Origin of the sequence: Tychonema sp. LEGE 06208 (genome assembly GCF_015207505.1) — a bacterium.
Classification (GTDB): Bacteria; Cyanobacteriota; Cyanobacteriia; order Cyanobacteriales; family Microcoleaceae; genus Microcoleus.
Genome location: NZ_JADEWT010000019.1, coordinates 1 through 17,519 on the forward strand (window position 1 = coordinate 1; position 17,519 = coordinate 17,519).

Below are 17,519 nucleotides of genomic sequence, written 5' to 3' on the forward strand. Positions count from 1 at the left end.
ATAAGAGACAGCCCCAGTACCCACCCCGAACAAGACTCAAATAACAGAAGAGGCGGCGATCGCCAGCGGTACGGCCAAGTTAGCCGCCGTTAGTAGATCGCCAGCGGTGCGGCGCAGATGCTATAGTTTGGCGGAACAGCAAGAGCTAGATTGCATAGAAGCAGAACGCGGCTGGGAAATTGCTACAATGGCGATCGCCAGCGGCTAGTATAAAACTATCGTTCTCGACGAACTCAATCCCACAGTAGACTTAGAACTGCTGCCGGTAGAGCCGATCGTCCAAGCCCTGCTGCAGAAGCCCCGCGATACTGAAATCATTATCACCGGGCGCTGTCACAAACCCCACGCTGACCATGACTTGGCAAGCGTACACTCCGAGGTATACTGTCACAAACACTACGGCGATCGGGGCGTAGAATTCAAACGGGGTGTAGACTTTTAAACCCCAAAGTGGCGCGGAGTTCAATCCGAGCCAGTTATTTAAAAGCCAATACGCTTGAGTTAACAGGGTTTGTTTCCAAAGAACTCCCTACTCGACCCCTACTCCCCAAAAAAAAGGGGAAGCAAGAGAAAACTCTTGTCACCCCCATTTTGAACGGAAGCTAGGGAACAAGCTAAGGAGCGATCTTAATGAAACCGTATTGATTTAAAAACGGCCCTGCCTGAAAAACCGGAAATTGCCACAAAACCTTGTTACTAAGTAACCAATCCCTGACTTTTCATTGTCTGGCGATCGCAGCGATCGACCGATCTTAATCTTGAATTTCCTCCCCCGGAGGCGATCCCCGACCGCAAATCCAGAATGGAACATTAATAAAATGAGGTGCGTCTTCTTGAGCGTGAGCACCAGAGACAGCCCACAAGGATTATTAAAGGGTGAAGACATTGAAAATAAAAGCTTACAAGCAAAAAGTCGGGGAGGGAGAAAGTCTAGACACGGTTAACGCCAGTAGGCTAGACTTGCGGCTGGCAAACAGGTTAAACTACAGCGGCATCCAAACATTCGGTGTTCTAGGCAGTGTCTGTAGTCGCGAAAGCGATGACCAACAAGTATGAGGAGTGAAGCTGTATGACAACTTTAAGTGACGATCCTAATCAATTAGATTTAAACCTTCCCGGACTAGGGCCCGATACAATATTCGCCGGAGCCGGAGCGGATTTCGTAAGAACTTCCACCCTCGGCGGCAGTTTAATATTTGGTCAAGGCGATAACGATACCTTGGTTTCCGTCGGCCCGAACGACACCATATACGGCGGCGAAGACGAAGATTCCATCAGATCCCAGCGCACTCCCGCCTTGCTGTTTGGCGACGGAGGCAATGACACGATAGTTGCTGAAGCCCGCGCTACGCTGTACGGCGGTGCGGGAGAAGACTTCCTGCAAGGTACTGTCGAAGCTAACCTCATATTTGGTAATGAGGACGCGGATACGATCCTGGGAGGAGCGCAGAGAAGAGACTCGCTCTACGGCGGCAAGGGCAATGACGCGATCGGCTTTTTCACCGCTGGTGGTGGCAACAACCTTTCTTTACCCGGTGCCTTGGCTATTGGCTTCGCTGGCAACGAAGGCAGCAACTACTTGCGGGGCGACTTAGGCGACGACTTGGTTGTAGGTATCAATCAGAGAGACAGTCTCTTCGGCGGTAAAGGCAACGACACACTGTATGGTGTGGCCAGCAGCAGCTACTTGTCCGGCGATCTTGACAACGATACTTTAGTTATTACCAACACTACCCAAACAAGCCCGTTTGCCCCGACGAGCGTCATCACGGTCGGTATTGAGAGAACGACCTTGCTCGGCGGTGGGGGCAACGATTCCCTCTACGGCGGGATCGGGGACTTTGGCAGCGGCAGAAACTTCTTTGACGGCGGCGACGGCAACGACAGGATCAGGGTTTTTGCCACGCAGGATACCGCCTTGGGAGGGGCAGGCGACGACATCATCACCTCGGAGCTGAGGCCTGGTGTGCTTTCGAGCCAAGGCGCCTCCAGTTCATTTCCCGGCTTTGCGGGTCGGAACTTGCTCGACGGCGGCGAGGGCAACGATACCATCGTGGCAGCTTTTTCGACTGACACAATGATCGGCGGCGGTGGCAATGACAGCTTGAGCGGCTTCTTTACTCAAGCCTTCGGTGGAGATGGCGACGATACGATCGATGCTTCTTCTGCCGGTACTAATGCTCCGCTGATTACTCTCGACGGCGGCCTGGGCAATGATGTCTTAAAGGGCAACAGCAGCCCCGGTGCCATCCGCAACTTCATGAACGGCGGTGAAGGAAATGACAACATCATTTTTGGCACCACGGGCGATACATTAATTGGCACGCTTGGCGGTAACGACACCATATCCTACGCTGCCAATGTCAACTTTATCCCTGCCCAAACAGCCCCAAACGTCATTACCGATAACTTAGGCAGCAACTTCATCACCGGCGGCAACGGCACTGATGTCATTACTACCGGTGCTGGCGACGACATCCTGTTCGGCGGCCCCACCAATCTTGTTACCCCAGGAATTGACGGGAACGATACCTTAGATGCTGGCGGTGGAAACGACACGCTGTTGGGTGGCTTTGGGAACGACTATTTGATCGGAGGAGACGGCAACGACTCTCTCGGCGGCGGGCCCGGTGCAGACACGCTGATTGGCGGCTTCGGCAGTGACAGCTTCTACTACCAGAACAGCACCGAGGGCTTCAGCGGTACTAACGCAGACCAGATCGGTGATTTTACTGCAGGCGTAGACAAAATCGTCTTGGATAGCAATGCCTTCGGCTTCGGTAAAGTGGATGGACCGAGCCGACCTGGTTCCCAACAGTTCTTAGTGATTGACGAAGGGGAATACAACGGTCAGGGCGGGCTAAATGGGCAATCACCACTCCTGATCTATGAAAATCGACTGAACCTAAACGACAACACAGGTCGCTTGCTGTACGACCCTGACGGTTCAGGAGCGCTGCCAGCCGTTACACTGGCAAACCTCAACGGCAAACCGGGCTTGACGGTGACTGATATTCAGCTAATTTAATTTAGGTGGCAGCGGGTAAGGTGGGTTTGGAAAAAGCGATCGCCCGCGCCAACTCTAAAAACTAATTGTGCTATGTTTCGAGCTAGGGATTGATATCCCTAGCTTTTTTATTGGCAGCGATTTTGAGGGACTTGGCGGGTGTGTTAGTTTCTTGGTGTCGCGAGGTGTTCCCCTGACATTTGTGTCAACAAACACGTCTTATGTAGTAGCGGTCTACTGTTTGACTATTAGGCCAGATCCCCCCTAACCCCCCGGATAGTCGGGGGGGACAAGAGCATTTTGCGTCTCCCGTCACCCCCATCACAGTTGGGGAAGAGCATCTTGCTTCTCCGGTCACCCCCACATAGTCGCCGGGACAAGATTCTTCTCAAAGTCCCCCGACTATCCGGGGGATTTAGGGGGATATGGCCTCAGCTAAAAGCGAGATTTATCAATGGTTTGACCTGTTTGTTGACACCAATGCCCCTTCACCAGTCCTACAAGTTTGCGCCAACAAAAAAAAGCCAGCAAACATATTGTTTGCTGGATTGAGTAGGCAGGAAAAATTTAGCAAATACTGTGACTAAGCCTTATCTACAATCTCTTTTGCTTTATCTTTGAGGTCTTCTTTCAGGTGCATTGCTGAGGCTTGGTCCTGCTTGGCTTGACCCTCTAATTTATCTTTTTGATCCCCTGTCACTTCGCTCACAGCTTCTTGGATTTTGCCTTCAATATTTTTAGCTGTAGCTTCCACTCTGTTTTCAATGTTCATGATTTTTTATATAAACTCTACAATTACCAATATAGAATTTTAAAGTTGAGTCTGTATCAGTCTTGAGATAGATTTGCGGTTAATGCCTAGGGCGGAAAAGGCTAGCATTTCTAGGTGCAGACGCGGTTCCAACCGCCGTCTGCATCTGGAATCTAGAAACCGTTGCGGCCCCAAATTACCATTGAAATTGAGAAGGAGAACAAAACTAGCACCGAAACCCAACCGAGTGACAAAATATCCATAGCTATTTATTGAACTAACTGTACAAAGTGACTTCAACCCTTATGATAAGTCAATTTGAGCCATTTTTGAAATGAGGGCGCTGTGAAGGACTCGTCAAATTTTAGTTTCGCTGAACGGGTAGAATCTTTGAAAGCAGGGACTGTTGCTGCTTTGTCTTGTTTTTGTGGTTTTGGGGCGATCGCCCTGGTTAACAGCTTAATCCTAGCCCGTTGGTGGGATTCTCTGGCGAGCTTGCAGGTAATGGCCGTTGACCTAAATTTTGCCTTCAGAGGAGTGATGGTGCTTTTGGGCGGTTTCTTATTCGGCGTTACCTACCGCTACGCTATCCGGTGCGATACTAACCCGCACCTTAAGTCTGGTGTGGTGTTGGCTTTTGGGCTGGTGCGGGCTTTTGGACAGTTGGATGCGGGACTTTCTTTTGAGGCGGGGGAAATACCTGGTTTCCAGGAGTTATTGCCGTTTGCGGTTGGTGCGGTGGAGAGCGTGGTATTGTTTGCGATCGCGCGTTTGGTGTTGGATTGGGCGATCCTCTTCGAGGGCTTCGCTAACGGGCGATCGTTGATTAAACCCTTCGGGCGATCGTAGACAATATCATATCCGGTCGTGCGATCGCAAAAACAGTTCGATCGCGCGTGCGGACTTTAATCCGCTCCAATTTGCGGACTAAAGTCCGCATTACCAACTAATAGCCTTTTTATTTCAAACCTAATACCTCATATTCTAAATTGCCATAAACCATTTGCTTGTCTACCGCCGACAAAACCTTATTGTTAGCAGCATCAGAAACTAAACACCGACAAACTAAATCCGCTACATCCGCCCGGTGAATCGTTCCCGCCACCCGAAAATCTTCCGTTAAAACACCGTTCCCCGTCGCCGGTTCCGATTTCAATCCGCCCGGACGAATCACAGTATAAATCATCCCGCTTGCTATCAAATGATTTTCCGCTTTTTCCTTTTCAATTAACACCGGGCGCAAAGTTTCTAAAGCTTGCGGCGGCAAAGCAGCAGCAGTGTTACCGCTGCCGATGGATGAAACTAAAATAAATTTTTGCACGCCTGCTTTAACAGCCGCATCAATCAAGTTTTTGTTGCCCAAATAATCGGCTCTTTCCCCATCCTTGGGCAAGCCGCCAACGGTGCTGATTGCGGCATGAATTGGTTCGCCGCCAGCCATTGCAGCTTCCACAGCCGCAGCGTCCAAAGCGTCGCCAGTCATGACTTTGATGCCCATTGCTTCTAATTCAGTGCGGTGGTTGGGCGATCGCAAAAGTGCAGTTACTTGCATCTTTTGTGCTACGAGACATTTTGCGATTTCTAAGCCAACGCCTCGGCTAGCACCTGCTAAAAAGATATGCAATTTCTCTGTCATTATTTATTACCTCGAATTCCTAACAATTTTTATTATACAGCAATTACTAAGATGATTTAGACACTTTTGATTAGATTCATTGCCGAAGTTTTTAATTGATATATCGATCGCAGATGAAAGGCAGATGTAACGCAGACAAACGCAGAAATCTTGAAAATTGTTGAGAAATTAATTGAATGCAAGACAATGAATGAGGGCAGACTTTGCCGTTTTTTAGTTGTTTGTATCATATATTATTAGCTAAACACGCCCCTACAAAATACCCAATGCCCAATGCCCAATGACCAATGACTAATGACTAATGACTAATGACCAATGACTAATGACTAATGACTAATGACTAATGACTAATGACTAATGACCAATGACTAATGACTAATGACTAATGACTAATGACTAATGACTAATGACTAATGACTAATGACTAATGACTAATGACTAATGACCCAATGCCCAATACCCAATGCCCAATGACCAATGACTAATGACTAATGACTAATGACTAATGACTTCTTCCGACCATTACTACCCAAGATTGAGCTTCGCGCGGTAAGCCGGGGGGGCGGTAGTAGTGGTTGAATATTGCAAATCCTGCTTGTTCTAAACAAGGTGCTAAAGTTTCGTATTCCCATCCTGCAGTATAGCGTTTTCCGGTCGGTCGCTCGTCGTAGCCTTCCCAATTTCCCCGGCACATTGACATGACAATTGCACCGCCCGCAACTAAGGCTTTTTGTAAGTTTTGCAGCACTTTTACCATCTCGTCGCTGGGAACGTGAATCAGGGAAGCATTGGCGAAAATACCGTCAAATTCTGCCTTTGGTAAGTCGAGATTCAGAAAAGATTGCTGCCAAACTTCGCAGCCGGATAACTTTTTTGCTATTTCTACAAAAGCCGGAGTTGCATCTAAGCCTACAACTGTGTGTCCTTGGCTTTTAAACGCGACTAAATCTCGTCCTGGGCCGCATCCTATATCGAGGATTTTACCGGGATTGCGGGGCATGGCAGCGGTGAGTGCAGATCGATTTTGGGATACGTCGTGATGCCATGTTCCTTGCAGGAAAGATTCGGCGGTTGCTTGGTATTCTGCGATTGTAATTTCTTCGCGTTTGTCCACAATTTTCCCCTCTTGTAGGATTTTAGATTTGAGATTGAAGAATCTCAACCGTAGAGACACGGCACTGCCGTGTCCTATTCTATTTAATCTGCCATTTCCTACTCTATTTCATCCGATTGAAAACTGCTATAATAGTTAAACAACCAGGGTTTTTTGTTCGGATTTGGTAACTGCTGAATCAACTTTTAAAAGAGAACCTTCGGGGGATTCGATCGCAAATCCTGCATCTCGAATCATATCCCAATCTTGATTGGCCGCTTGTCCGGGAGTAGTCAGATAATCGCCCACAAAAATAGAATTAGCCGCGTAGAGTCCCAGGGGTTGCAAGGAACGCAAATGCACCTCCCGTCCCCCAGCAATCCGAATTTCTTGGCTGGGAAGCAAAAATCGGAACATACAGAGAATTCGCAAACATTGGCGGGGATTTAATGTGTTTAAACCTGCAAAGGGCGTACCGGGAATCGGAATGAAAAAGTTGACGGGTACGCTAGTAACGCCCAATTTTCGCAGGGAAAGCGCTAAGTCTATCGCATCATCGTCCGATTCGCCCATCCCCAAAATTCCGCCGGAACAAGTTGTGATTCCCGCTGCTTTTACGTGTTCGACGGTTTCGACCCGATCGCCAAAAGTATGAGTTGTGCAGATGTCCGTGTGGTACGATTCGGAAGTATTGAGATTGTGATTTACGCGATCGACTCCAGCTTTAGCCAAACGGTGAGTTTGTTCCTCGCTCAACAACCCCAAACAAGCGCAGATTTTTAGGTTATAATTTGCCTTCACAGTCTCGACAGCATCCAAAACGCGATCGAAAGTAGATGCGTTGGGTTGGCGGCCAGAAATTACCAAACAAAACGTACCAGCTTTTAAATCTGCCGCGCGCCCGGCAGCCTCCAGAATTTTTTCCTTAGCTAAAAGCGGATATTTTTCTATTTCCGCAGTCGAGATTTTGGACTGAGAACAATAATGGCAATCTTCAGGACAAAGGCCACTTTGAGCGTTTAGCAAATAGTGCAATCTGACGCGGTTTCCCCAGTAATGGCGGCGCACCCGATAAGCTGCGTTTAGTTGTTCCAGCAAAACCTCATCCGGCGCGCGCAATACGGCTAAAGATTGCTCGCGAGAGAGACATTTGCCCGCCAGCGCGTCGTCAGCCAAATCGTTCCAATTGGGTAAATTCATTACTAAAATTAAAGGGTTTACAGAGTATCCAAAACCTGACGAATCACCCGATAAATCGATTCTAATTCATCAGGAGAAATGCAGTAGGGAGGCATCAAGTAAAGCGTATTTCCCAAGGGGCGGAGCAAAAACCCCGCTTCGAGAAATCTGGCTTTCAATACAGGAGCAATGTCATTAAAATAACCGGAAACGCTTTCGGTTTTCACATCCATTGCTGCAATGGTGCCGCAAGTCCGAATCCGTTCGAGTTTAGGATGATTTATCAGCCATTGATTCAGGTATTTGCGGTGCAGTTTTTCCATCCCTTGGTACACATTTGGGTTTTGCTCCAAAAGCTCCAAAGATGCTACACCCACCGCACAAGCTAACGGATTTCCGGTGTAAGAATGACCGTGATAAAAAGCTTTGTCCGATTCATCTCGCCAGAAAGCTTGATAAATATCCTCCGAAGCCATTGTGACAGAAAGTGGCAAGCAGCCACCAGACAATCCCTTAGACAAACACATGATATCCGGTGCAGTTCCCGATTTAACCGAGGCAAACAGTTCGCCCGTGCGGCCAAAACCAGTCATTACTTCATCGTAAATCAACAATACATTATACTGACGGGCCATTTGTGCGATCGCCCGCAAAAACTCAGGGCGGCACATTCGCATTCCCCCAGCACCTTGCACCAAAGGCTCAATAAAAATGCCCGCACAGCCGCCCTGCTGCAACAAAAACTCCAATTTATCCAAACTCTCCGCCTCCTTGCTTTCCACCTCCGCATCCCCGTCAAAAGTCGCAGGAAAAGGCACAACATCCCCAGGAAACATTAAAGGCGCAAAAGGTTCCCACCACAGCGAACTTCTGCCAGCAGACATCGCGCCCACAGTATCACCGTGATAACCTCCCTCAAAACTAATAAAGCTAGTGCGGTTAGTTTCTCCGACATTTAGCCAATATTGAAAAGCCATTTTCAGAGCAACTTCAACAGCAGTCGAACCATTATCCGAAAAAAAGATTCGCGTCAAAGAATCAGGCGTGTGGCCGATCAATTTATCAGCAAGTTTCTGTGCCGGTTCGTGAGTAAATCCCGCAAAAATTACGTGTTCTAAAGTTTGAGCTTGTTTGTAAAGAGCCTCAGCCAGAACCGGATGGCTGTGTCCGTGAATCGTCACCCACCAACTAGAAATACAGTCGAGAATTTGCCGCCCGTCTGCTAATTCCAACAGCGCTCCTTTACCGCGAACCACCTTCAGCGGCGCAGGAGCAGTTTTCATTTGCGTGAAGGGCTGCCAAATCGGTGAACTCGAAGAAATATGCTCCTGATTAGCCGTCATACTTACCATCTAACTAACATCAACTCCCCTTGTAATATAGCAACTTTCACTCACTTATAAACTTTTTATTCCTTCTTCCTTCTTCTTCTCTTCCTTAGCGTCCTTTGCGTCTTCGCGGTTCGTTAAAAAAAATTAGTTTGTTGAAAATAGCTGGGCTGCAACCTTTCCAGCCATACCGCCTGCGGGCGACAGTTACAATTTTCTGCCCTTAAGCAAATAAGTCGTCATTGCCCCTTTACCTTTAACATTAATTTTACCGCGCTTTTCCAACAAATACTTATCGCACAGCAACTCATAAGTTGAGCTGCTAACTTGAATTTTACCAGGAAGTCCCTGAGACTCCATGCGGCTTGCCGTATTCACAGCATCTCCCCACAAATCGTAAATAAACTTTTTAGTACCGATGACACCTGCTACAACAGGCCCAGTATTAATGCCAATGCGGATATTAAGAGGTTTACCGCATTCGTCGCGGAATTTCATAATTTCTTGCTGCATTTCTAGGGCCATTTCGGCAATAGATTCGGCGTGATTTGTACAGGGCAGTGGCAAACCACCTGCTACCATATAATTGTCGCCGATGGTCTTAATTTTTTCTAAGCCGTATTTTTCGCTCAAACAATCGAAGGCTGAAAATATTTTGTTAAGCAATTTGACTAATTCTTCAGGAGACGTGCGGGAGGATATTTCGGTAAAGCCTACAATATCGGCAAACAGTACCGTCACCTCGGCAAATCCATCTGCAATATTTATCTGGCCTTGTTTTAGGCGATCGGCAATCATTACGGGTAAAATATTTAGCAGTAAACGTTCCGACTTTTCTTGTTCGGCGCGCAATATTTCCTCAGCTTGTTTCCGCTGTGCGATTTCCTGGTAGACTCGGTGAAACATTTGATTAAAAGCGACCATGACTTCTCCCAACTCGTCATCGCGCTTGACAGATAGAGAGTAGAAATCAGGTTTTTCTCGATCTTTGCTCAAAGCGTCTCCGGCAGCGATCAAGTCATCGCGCAATCTCAAAATAGGTGCAATTACTGTCACCCCTAAAAAGAACATAGTCACCGAAGTGACAAAGGCTGATATAATGATGACTAGAACCGCAATCCGCCCGATAAATGCGTAGAGTTCCGGTTGAACGGTGGACGCATCGTGACGAACAATTAAGATGTAATCGCCTCCCAAATGTCGCTCCGTCCAAGCAATATCGTAGCGCTTGCCATCGAAATTGTGATGGTGAACTATACGAGCTTTTTTTAGTTGCTTTAAACTGATTTCTGGTGGTTCGCCAAGTGTATATATTAATTCACCGTTAGCTTGATAAATAGATAGTCCTAAGACTACTTGAGAATCCTTAGTAATATTTTTTACTTCTTCTTGAAACAAAGTGCGATCGGAAACATCTTGTGCTAGCAAAAATTCGAGGGAATCAACAGTTGTCCGAGATAGCTGTTCCAGTTGAGTTAAAAGTTCATTTTCGCGCCGAAAATAAGAGGGGACTAAAATAATTCCCTCTATGACAAGAATGCTAGCAAATATCCACAAAGCTATTTGTCTGGACAAGCGAGATTTAAAAAAATCCAAAAATGATAAAATGCGCGCTGACATAAAATTTACTATTCTGCAAATGGCTAATTTAGGATATAGGAAAACAAACCCGGTTTATCGCCATAAATTTTGGGTTTTTCGACGAAGATAAGACGGCGGTTGAAACCAGGTTTACACAAACGAAGTCCGCCTCTGCGGACTGAAGAAAGAAGATAACGTAATTTTAATCGCCCGCTCTTCAACCCGCGCACCATCCGGGTTTTGCTTGTGTAGAAGCGGTTTCAACCGCCCGGTCTTCTGATCCCAAGCGTATTGGCTAGCCCCTGAATAATATAATAAACAAATTAAACCAAAACTGCGCTGACTAACCTGCCTGCAAGCAGATAAGTATTCATATCGCCTTTGCCTTTGATGTGAATAACTCCTCTGTCTTCAAACTGATACTTATTTTGCAAGATATTGTAAGTTGATTGTGTGACTTGAATCCTGCCGGCAATCCCGTGGGATTCCATGCGGGCTGCTGTATTGACGGCATCGCCCCAGAGGTCGTAAATGAATTTTTTGGTGCCAATAACTCCCGCAATGGCAGGCCCGGTATTGATGCCGATGCGAATGTTAATTTCTGCATGATGTTTGACATTAAATTTTGCTAGTTCCTCCTGCATATCTAAGGCCATTTCCGCAATCTTTTCGGCGTGGTTGGTGCTGGGATTTGGCAAACCTCCGACTACCATGTAAGCATCTCCAATTGTTTTGATTTTTTCCAATCCGTACTTTTCCGTCAGCCCATCGAAGGCTGAAAAAATTTCGTTGAGAAAAACGAGCAATTCTTCGGGAGATATTTGTGCTGATAGCACGGTAAAGCCCACGATATCCGCAAACAAAATCGTGACTTCTGCGAAGCCGTCAGCAATACTGCTTTGACCGTCTTTTAACCTAGCAGCAATGGATTCGGGTAAAATATTGAGCAGCAGGCGATCGCACTTTTCCTGTTCTTTCAACAATTCTACATTAGTTTCTTGCAATTGTGCCGTCCGTTCCCTGACGCGATGTTCTAATTGTTTAGCATTTTGGCGCAACCTGCTGATAGATAAAGTTAATCCTGCGATGCCTAAAACTGAAAGTCCTGCTAATAGTAAGAACAGATTTTTGAGTCCATTGTGAGTTTTTTTAGTGATGGTTTCCAGAGGTTGAGTAATTTCTAATATCCCTCGGACATCTCCAATTTTCCAATCAGTTTTAGGACTGTAGGGGTTAGTATTGTGACAGTCCACACAGCTAGGAGTTAGAATATCCGCCTCGGCATATCGAAAGGCTGGTTTGCCGCGAAATTCCTCTGTTCTGAAAAATTGTTTATTGGAATTTTGGGTTAAATAGGTAATAGCTTGACGTTCAAAATCGTCTCTAACTCCGCCTTCTTTTCGCCGCCAGGGAAACGGGTAGTCGCTGTAGAGGCGAACTGATACTTCGGGATTTTTGTTGGTGATATGGTTGCCCAGTTCTATTAAGAAGGTGGCCGGTACGGGAACTGTTACTTTGGTCGGGGTGTCATCGTAGGTAAAGTTAATCGCTTTAGCGGTTTTTAGAGGATTAACAACATCGGAACTGTAAAGGGTGCGGGCTTCTTTAATAGCTTGGGCGTAGAGGGTGGCATTTTGGAGGGCTTGCGATTCGATGAGGTTGGAGGAAAGACGAGACATATTTGCCATCGCTACTCCTACACCTACACAAAATAAAATTGTCACCGCAAGGAGAATTCGCTTGTAAATTAATTGGCTGATGGCAGCCAAACTGCGAGAGATTAACTGGCGCATGGTATCCTCAAGTGTGAGGTTGAATCTTGATTTGATTTTATGCACTACTAACATAACACTGCTTTTTCAGACCAGGCCAAAAATGGATATAATTGCCCGCGAATTTTGTCGTGGAGAGCAATATTTTTTAGACGAAAGTTTAAGTTCCCAGATTCATCTCATGTTGGAGTAAATCTAAAATCTAAAATCTAAAATTGAGTGAGTGTTTTGCTAGGGTCTGGGGTAAGCAAGACTGGAGAGTACAAGGGATGGTTAATTATGATTTACCGCGATTTTTTCCCTTGTCCGTAAAAGTACGCATAAGTTTATAGTGGCGATTTCCTACGGGATAGCTGCGCTTCACTCACTTTTTGCTGTATCTACGTTAGGATTGCAATTGTAGTCTATGGTTGGCGATCGTGAATTCTGACTCTACTGTCTCAACTGCGAACAACGAAATTTTTCCGGGAGAAGTTTTCGTCAATACTGCGGATTTTGATACTGGCATTCGGCGGCTTTTACCGAAATATGACGAAATGCTGGATGTATTAGTAGCCTGCATTGCTAACACAAACCAGCGGATTTTAGAACTCGGCTGCGGTACGGGGGAACTAAGTTTAAAAGTTCTGCAACGCTACCCGTCTGCGGAAATTGTTGCTGTGGATTATTCGCCGCGAATGCTGGATTTTGCCCGCGCCAAAATAGAGTCGGCAGGATATGCAGCCCGGTGGACTGGCATAGAATTGGATTTTGGAGAATGGGCGAATAATCCAAATTTTTCAGGTTTGGGCGATAAGTTTAATGCTGGCATTTCGTCTCTGGCAATTCACCATCTTGAGGATGAGATGAAGTTGAAATTGTTTCAACGGATTGGCGAAAGTTTAACTGCTGGCGGTTGTTTTTGGAATGCCGATCCTGTGGTGGCAGAATCGTCAGCAATGAAGGATATTTATGGAGTGGCGCGGGAAGATTGGGCGCTAAGTCAGGGAGAAACTTTAGCACAAATTCGGGCAAAGGTGGGGACGAGTGTTTCTTACGGGTATTCTAATCCCGATCGCCTAGCTACACTTGCGGCACAGTTGGAAATGCTGGCAAATGCGGGATTTGAGACTGTGGCGGTTCCTTGGAAGTATTACGGTATGGCGGTGTTTGGGGGATTTGTTAATTAAGCTATAACGACTAATTTTGGCGGTTTTAACTGCTGCTAGAACGACTAATTTCGGCGGTTTAAACCGCTGCTAGAACGACTAATTTGGGCGGTTTAAACCGCTGCTACATAAACGAAGTCCAAGCAGAGGGGGACTAAGACATTAAGATGAAAACTCGGCGGTTGATACCAAAGGGTTTGGGATATTATTGATGAACCAGTGGCCTCCGGCCGACATCGTTTGACTTTCTGGCGGTTTCAACCGCCGAATCATCTAAGAAATCAATTTAAGGGGCGGGGGCGGTAATTTCTGTAGGTGCGATCGCCCCTTGTGATGGTGCTGTTGGTTTTTCCAGTAGTTGGCGCTGTTTGTTCCGAAATTCTGCGGCGGCATCGTTCAAATTTTGGCGCTGTTCGGTATTGAATTCTTCCATGCTGCGGCCGCCTCCCAATCGGGATCTGTGAATTAAGTCAAATATTCCGCTGCCGCTGCTGCGGCCGGAAAAAGGGTCGGTGTTGTCTTGAGTTTGAAAGTCTTGCAGCGGTTGGGCGTTATTATTATTTAAATTGCTGGCTTGAGCGAAGGTTGCTTGAGGCGATAAAATAGCACAGGTGGCGATCGCGCTTGCAGCAATCCGAATCATCAATTTTCCTGATTTAGAAGTTTTGGCTTTCATAATTTATTAGTTTAACCTTCAAAAAAACAATTGTATCTCAACAATATGCTGACTTGTGGCTAAATATTGTACCACTCAAAAGCTAGTCAAGGGCGGGCTACAAGCCCACCCCACAAAAATCGATCGCCCTTCCTCACGCAAACCGGCGGCGCAGCAGGGGTTGAATACTCAGCAGCGCTAGGACATCAAAGGCTAGCAAGACTAAGAGCGCTCCTCCAAAGGTAACATTACCCCAAGGAGCGTCCATGACGACGCTAGCTAGCGACCAATCGCTGTGCAGGTATAAATAGCGGATGGGTTCGATCGCGTAACTCAGAGGATTGAGAGTCACTACAACTTGCAGCCACTCTGGCATAAACGACAGCGGCGCGAGGGCGGTGCTGGCAAATAATAGGGGCAGGTTGGTAACAAAAATTACTGCGATTAATTCTACGTGGCCCGGAAGCGCGAAGGCTAAACCGAGACTGATGCCGGTGACTCCCAAAACTAACAGCAGGACTATTAGGGCGATCGCCCCGAGTCCGGCAATTCCGGGGAATCCCGCGCCCAAAAACGCACCCGCTGTAACGATTGCGCCTGTTTGGATAAAGCTAAGGGTGACGATGAAAATCGCGGAAGCTAGGACGATCGAGAATCTGGAAGCTAGGGGCGCGACTAACAGGCGGTTGAGAAATCCGAATTCGCGATCGAACATAATCGGCAAACCAGCATTCAGCGCCCCGGCAAAGGCTGTAAAAACGATTACACCAGCGCCGAGAAATTGTCCGTAATTCTGGCTTTCGCCGAACAAGCCTGCGGGTGCATTTTCAAACAGAGCTCCGAACAAAACCAACCACATCAGGGGCTGAATAATGCCTGCAACTAGCGTCGAGGGGCGGCGCTGCAATTGAATAAACAGGCGCTTGGTTAAGGCGAGGGTTTCTTGGATGAAGTCGCCCAGCAGGGAACTGGAAGTGTCAGCGGATGCTGTGGAGAGTGGCCGCTGCTGGTTGAGGTTGTTGGGGGATGTAACAGTACCGCTCATAATTGCTTGTTGATTAAATCTAACTATCTTTAGGGTAGCAAGTCTGGAGGTATTGGTGTGGTTGGGCGGGCGATCGGTCTAAAATTGAGAATAAGCTCATCAAATATGCTAAATAAAAACTTGATTTACTAGGAGGATTGGCTGATGTCATCAAGGGCGTTAGCGAAGCCCTCGAAGAGGATCGCCACTTTGGTCAAAATGATGGAATCTTTGCCGGAAACTCTGCAAGATAGAGTCGTTGAACATTTGCGAGAATATCTTGAAGACTTGAGGGATGAAGAGCAGTGGAATGTATCTTTTCAGAATACAGAACAATCGCTGATTGTGGCTGCAAAACGCGCCAAACAAGAAATTTTGGAAGGTAAAGCACAGCCATTAGATATTGATATAGGTTTGAAAATACCAACACTAGCCGACTATCCCAGCCGCCGAGAATTTATGCAATTGCCGCTTGAAGAGAGGCGAAGTATTCTAGCAAAACAAGCTGAGGCAATGTTGCAACATTACCGGGAAGATAGAGAATGGCAAGAATTAAAAGCAGGAGATTTAATTGACTGCTAACTCTCCTTCTCCTAAATGGGGTGATATTTGGTTGACTAATTTTGATCCAACAGTGGGAGCCGAAATTAAAAAAATCCGTCCGGCTGTAGTAGAGTATGAGTAGTTACTTATTAAGGGCGATCGCAGTAGCTCGATCGATTAACCAGCAACTATCGGAGTGTTTGATTTATGCTAATTGAGAAGATCGTTCAAGAACTACAAGACATTCCCGAAGACAAACTTGCAGAAATCTATGACTTGATTCACTACTTTCGCCTCGGATTAGGACGAGAACAGCCACAGCCTCGCAGGCCTGGTTTACTGACAGGAAAACTGGGTGATACTTTTTTTGAGCCCCTACCATTCGAGGAACTCGAACAATGGGAATAAGCTATCTCATTGACACCCACGAATCAAGAGCATGAGCATGGAAAGGGCGATTCCCTACGGGATAGCTCCGCTTCACGCACTTTTGGGAATAAGGGCGAGCTCACTTTTTAGCGCTCGCATACGAAAGAGAGTTAATGGGGATGGGATAAGGGCGATCGGGCTTCAGGAAAATAAGGGCGATCGCTGACTTACAACTTAGCATTCCCAGGTTACGGAGTCAGAAGGCAACTATGGTTTAGCAGCTTCAACCACATCCTTAACCATTGTAATTGCCTCTTTGATTGTCATTTGACCGCTTTCTACGGCCCTAATTAAATCCTGAGCGTCTTTCGGGCTAATTAAATTGAGCCTGACGGGTTCTTTCAACGAAACAATAAATTTAGTTTTATCGCTGTCTTGCAGGTTAGAGGCTTTTTCTTTGGCTTCAATATCTCTTAGCTGTTCTTTTAAGTTTTTAAGTATTTCTGCTTTTTTTCCCTGGTCAGAAGTGCCATCAAATAACATTCGTTTTACCCCTACAAGAGCAGCAGCACCTAAAGCTGCACCGCCAACAACTAATCCTACGGGAGGTGCAACGACCCACAACCCCAATAGAACTGGTACACCACCGAAAGCTGCCACCGCCGCACCAGCACCGGCAGCCCCCACCACACCAATGCCAATATCTGCTAAAATCCCTAATTTATCATGTGGGTTTTTTTCCAGTTGCTCTATTGACTTCAGAATTTGCTCTTTGGTTGGTGTTTTATTTGCCGACATATTCGACCTCAATTTTTTTGCTAATTTTGGCAGTTAAGCAGTGATGACGTTGCGGAAAATCGTATTGAAAACGTCTATCAGCAGTTGAAAAAATGCTTTGGCAATCTCAATAATGCTTTGAGCAATTCCAATAATTCCATCATCAGACACCTCTTTGCCTTGGGCGCGTTGATCGAGTCGGTGGCCGGCTATTGCACCAATTGGGATACCCAGCACTGTTGCCAAAGGTGCTAATAAGGGGCCGACAAATGGTATCGAATTTGCCAAAATTCCTACAACGACGCCAACAGCAGCCCCGATCGCTAAATTAGGATGTGCTTTGACAAATTCTATGATTTTAATGAGGAGAATTTTGCCGATGAGTAAAACTTTGTTACCAGCTTTTTTCGTGTATGTGGCAAGTTCATGCAGCCGGATCGAGACTTCATGCGGCAAGCCGGTATCATTTAACCACACATACAAGTCGCTGCTACTCATTGCATCAGCATCGACTTGCCAGAGAGCCATTTTTAAATTAGCTTGAGGTAGGGATAATGCACTAGACATGATTTTTTATCCTATTGTAAATTACAAAATTTTTCCGAACATTTCACGAGTCTCAAAGCCCCTAATTTAATTTTAAGTTAATTTTTATG

20 protein-coding genes are annotated in these 17,519 nt (G+C 46.5%); 8 read left to right on the forward strand and 12 right to left on the reverse strand.

Annotated features, from left to right (window positions below; translation table 11 throughout):
• Positions 1 to 259: 259 nt before the first annotated feature.
• The 3 genes from IQ263_RS29755 (at position 260) to IQ263_RS29600 (ending at position 3,028) form a co-directional block, all read left to right on the forward strand.
• A complete protein-coding gene (locus IQ263_RS29755) occupies positions 260 to 442 on the forward strand; it encodes a cob(I)yrinic acid a,c-diamide adenosyltransferase (protein ID WP_333194381.1) in 183 nt (60 codons plus the stop codon).
• Between the two features lie 443 nt (positions 443 to 885).
• Positions 886 to 1,056 carry a hypothetical protein gene (locus IQ263_RS07470; protein WP_194066874.1) on the forward strand — a complete coding sequence of 57 codons (171 nt, stop codon included), beginning with the start codon at positions 886 to 888 and terminating at the stop codon, positions 1,054 to 1,056.
• 13 nt (positions 1,057 to 1,069) lie between these two features.
• Positions 1,070 to 3,028, forward strand: a complete 1,959-nt coding sequence (locus tag IQ263_RS29600; protein ID WP_194066875.1) for a calcium-binding protein — start codon at positions 1,070 to 1,072, stop codon at positions 3,026 to 3,028.
• A 562-nt stretch (positions 3,029 to 3,590) separates the two neighbouring features.
• Here IQ263_RS29600 and IQ263_RS07480 read toward each other — a convergent pair.
• Together IQ263_RS07480 and petN are read right to left on the reverse strand one after the other, a co-directional pair.
• On the reverse strand, positions 3,591 to 3,779 hold the full coding sequence (locus tag IQ263_RS07480; protein ID WP_194066876.1) for a CsbD family protein: 189 nt from the start codon (positions 3,777 to 3,779) through the stop codon (positions 3,591 to 3,593).
• 152 nt (positions 3,780 to 3,931) lie between these two features.
• Positions 3,932 to 4,021: a cytochrome b6-f complex subunit PetN gene (gene petN, locus IQ263_RS07485; RefSeq protein WP_071883976.1), complete on the reverse strand. Its 90-nt coding sequence runs from the start codon at positions 4,019 to 4,021 to the stop codon at positions 3,932 to 3,934.
• Between the two features lie 82 nt (positions 4,022 to 4,103).
• Here petN and IQ263_RS07490 point away from each other — a divergent pair, with 82 nt between their 5' ends.
• Positions 4,104 to 4,607: a hypothetical protein gene (locus tag IQ263_RS07490; protein ID WP_194008018.1), complete on the forward strand. Its 504-nt coding sequence runs from the start codon at positions 4,104 to 4,106 to the stop codon at positions 4,605 to 4,607.
• Positions 4,608 to 4,716: 109 nt separating this feature from the next.
• Here the strand turns inward: IQ263_RS07490 and IQ263_RS07495 are convergent, their stop codons facing one another.
• The 6 genes from IQ263_RS07495 to IQ263_RS07520 all read right to left on the reverse strand — a co-directional run bounded on the left by IQ263_RS07495 (position 4,717) and on the right by IQ263_RS07520 (position 12,368).
• Positions 4,717 to 5,394 (reverse strand): SDR family oxidoreductase, encoded by a 678-nt coding sequence (locus IQ263_RS07495; protein ID WP_194066877.1) that lies wholly within the window; start codon positions 5,392 to 5,394, stop codon positions 4,717 to 4,719.
• Positions 5,395 to 5,896: 502 nt separating this feature from the next.
• Complete coding sequence (locus IQ263_RS07500) at positions 5,897 to 6,508, reverse strand: class I SAM-dependent methyltransferase (RefSeq protein ID WP_194066878.1); 612 nt, start codon at positions 6,506 to 6,508, stop codon at positions 5,897 to 5,899.
• Positions 6,509 to 6,643: 135 nt separating this feature from the next.
• Positions 6,644 to 7,687, reverse strand: coding sequence for a biotin synthase BioB (bioB, locus tag IQ263_RS07505; RefSeq protein ID WP_194066879.1), 1,044 nt, complete (start codon positions 7,685 to 7,687; stop codon positions 6,644 to 6,646).
• 17 nt (positions 7,688 to 7,704) lie between these two features.
• Positions 7,705 to 9,009: an adenosylmethionine--8-amino-7-oxononanoate transaminase gene (gene bioA, locus IQ263_RS07510; RefSeq protein WP_194066880.1), complete on the reverse strand. Its 1,305-nt coding sequence runs from the start codon at positions 9,007 to 9,009 to the stop codon at positions 7,705 to 7,707.
• Positions 9,010 to 9,201: 192 nt separating this feature from the next.
• Positions 9,202 to 10,614 (reverse strand): adenylate/guanylate cyclase domain-containing protein, encoded by a 1,413-nt coding sequence (locus IQ263_RS07515; protein ID WP_194066881.1) that lies wholly within the window; start codon positions 10,612 to 10,614, stop codon positions 9,202 to 9,204.
• A gap of 284 nt (positions 10,615 to 10,898) precedes the next feature.
• On the reverse strand, positions 10,899 to 12,368 hold the full coding sequence (locus IQ263_RS07520; protein ID WP_194066882.1) for an adenylate/guanylate cyclase domain-containing protein: 1,470 nt from the start codon (positions 12,366 to 12,368) through the stop codon (positions 10,899 to 10,901).
• A gap of 398 nt (positions 12,369 to 12,766) precedes the next feature.
• Here IQ263_RS07520 and IQ263_RS07525 point away from each other — a divergent pair, with 398 nt between their 5' ends.
• Positions 12,767 to 13,516: a class I SAM-dependent methyltransferase gene (locus IQ263_RS07525; protein ID WP_194066883.1), complete on the forward strand. Its 750-nt coding sequence runs from the start codon at positions 12,767 to 12,769 to the stop codon at positions 13,514 to 13,516.
• 265 nt (positions 13,517 to 13,781) lie between these two features.
• Here the strand turns inward: IQ263_RS07525 and IQ263_RS07530 are convergent, their stop codons facing one another.
• On the reverse strand, positions 13,782 to 14,171 hold the full coding sequence (locus tag IQ263_RS07530; RefSeq protein ID WP_194066884.1) for a hypothetical protein: 390 nt from the start codon (positions 14,169 to 14,171) through the stop codon (positions 13,782 to 13,784).
• Positions 14,172 to 14,304: 133 nt separating this feature from the next.
• Positions 14,305 to 15,195: an ABC transporter permease gene (locus IQ263_RS07535; protein WP_194066885.1), complete on the reverse strand. Its 891-nt coding sequence runs from the start codon at positions 15,193 to 15,195 to the stop codon at positions 14,305 to 14,307.
• Between the two features lie 144 nt (positions 15,196 to 15,339).
• On the opposite strand from IQ263_RS07535, the gene IQ263_RS28305 reads away from it, so the two are divergent.
• From IQ263_RS28305 to IQ263_RS07550, 3 genes are all read left to right on the forward strand, one after another.
• Complete coding sequence (locus IQ263_RS28305; RefSeq protein WP_228049870.1) at positions 15,340 to 15,756, forward strand: hypothetical protein; 417 nt, start codon at positions 15,340 to 15,342, stop codon at positions 15,754 to 15,756.
• The gene (locus tag IQ263_RS29760) at positions 15,746 to 15,859 is read left to right on the forward strand and encodes a type II toxin-antitoxin system PemK/MazF family toxin (RefSeq protein WP_194066886.1); all 114 of its coding nucleotides are present in this window, start codon (positions 15,746 to 15,748) and stop codon (positions 15,857 to 15,859) included. The genes IQ263_RS28305 and IQ263_RS29760 overlap by 11 nt, the downstream gene beginning before the upstream one ends.
• 65 nt (positions 15,860 to 15,924) lie before the next feature.
• Positions 15,925 to 16,125: a hypothetical protein gene (locus tag IQ263_RS07550; protein WP_194066887.1), complete on the forward strand. Its 201-nt coding sequence runs from the start codon at positions 15,925 to 15,927 to the stop codon at positions 16,123 to 16,125.
• Between the two features lie 228 nt (positions 16,126 to 16,353).
• On the opposite strand, the gene IQ263_RS07555 is transcribed toward IQ263_RS07550, so the two are convergent.
• Entirely contained in the window at positions 16,354 to 16,884 is a 531-nt protein-coding gene (locus IQ263_RS07555; RefSeq protein WP_194066888.1) for a hypothetical protein, read from the reverse strand.
• 33 nt (positions 16,885 to 16,917) lie between these two features.
• Positions 16,918 to 17,430: a DUF2273 domain-containing protein gene (locus IQ263_RS07560; RefSeq protein ID WP_194066889.1), complete on the reverse strand. Its 513-nt coding sequence runs from the start codon at positions 17,428 to 17,430 to the stop codon at positions 16,918 to 16,920.
• Positions 17,431 to 17,519: the final 89 nt, after the last annotated feature.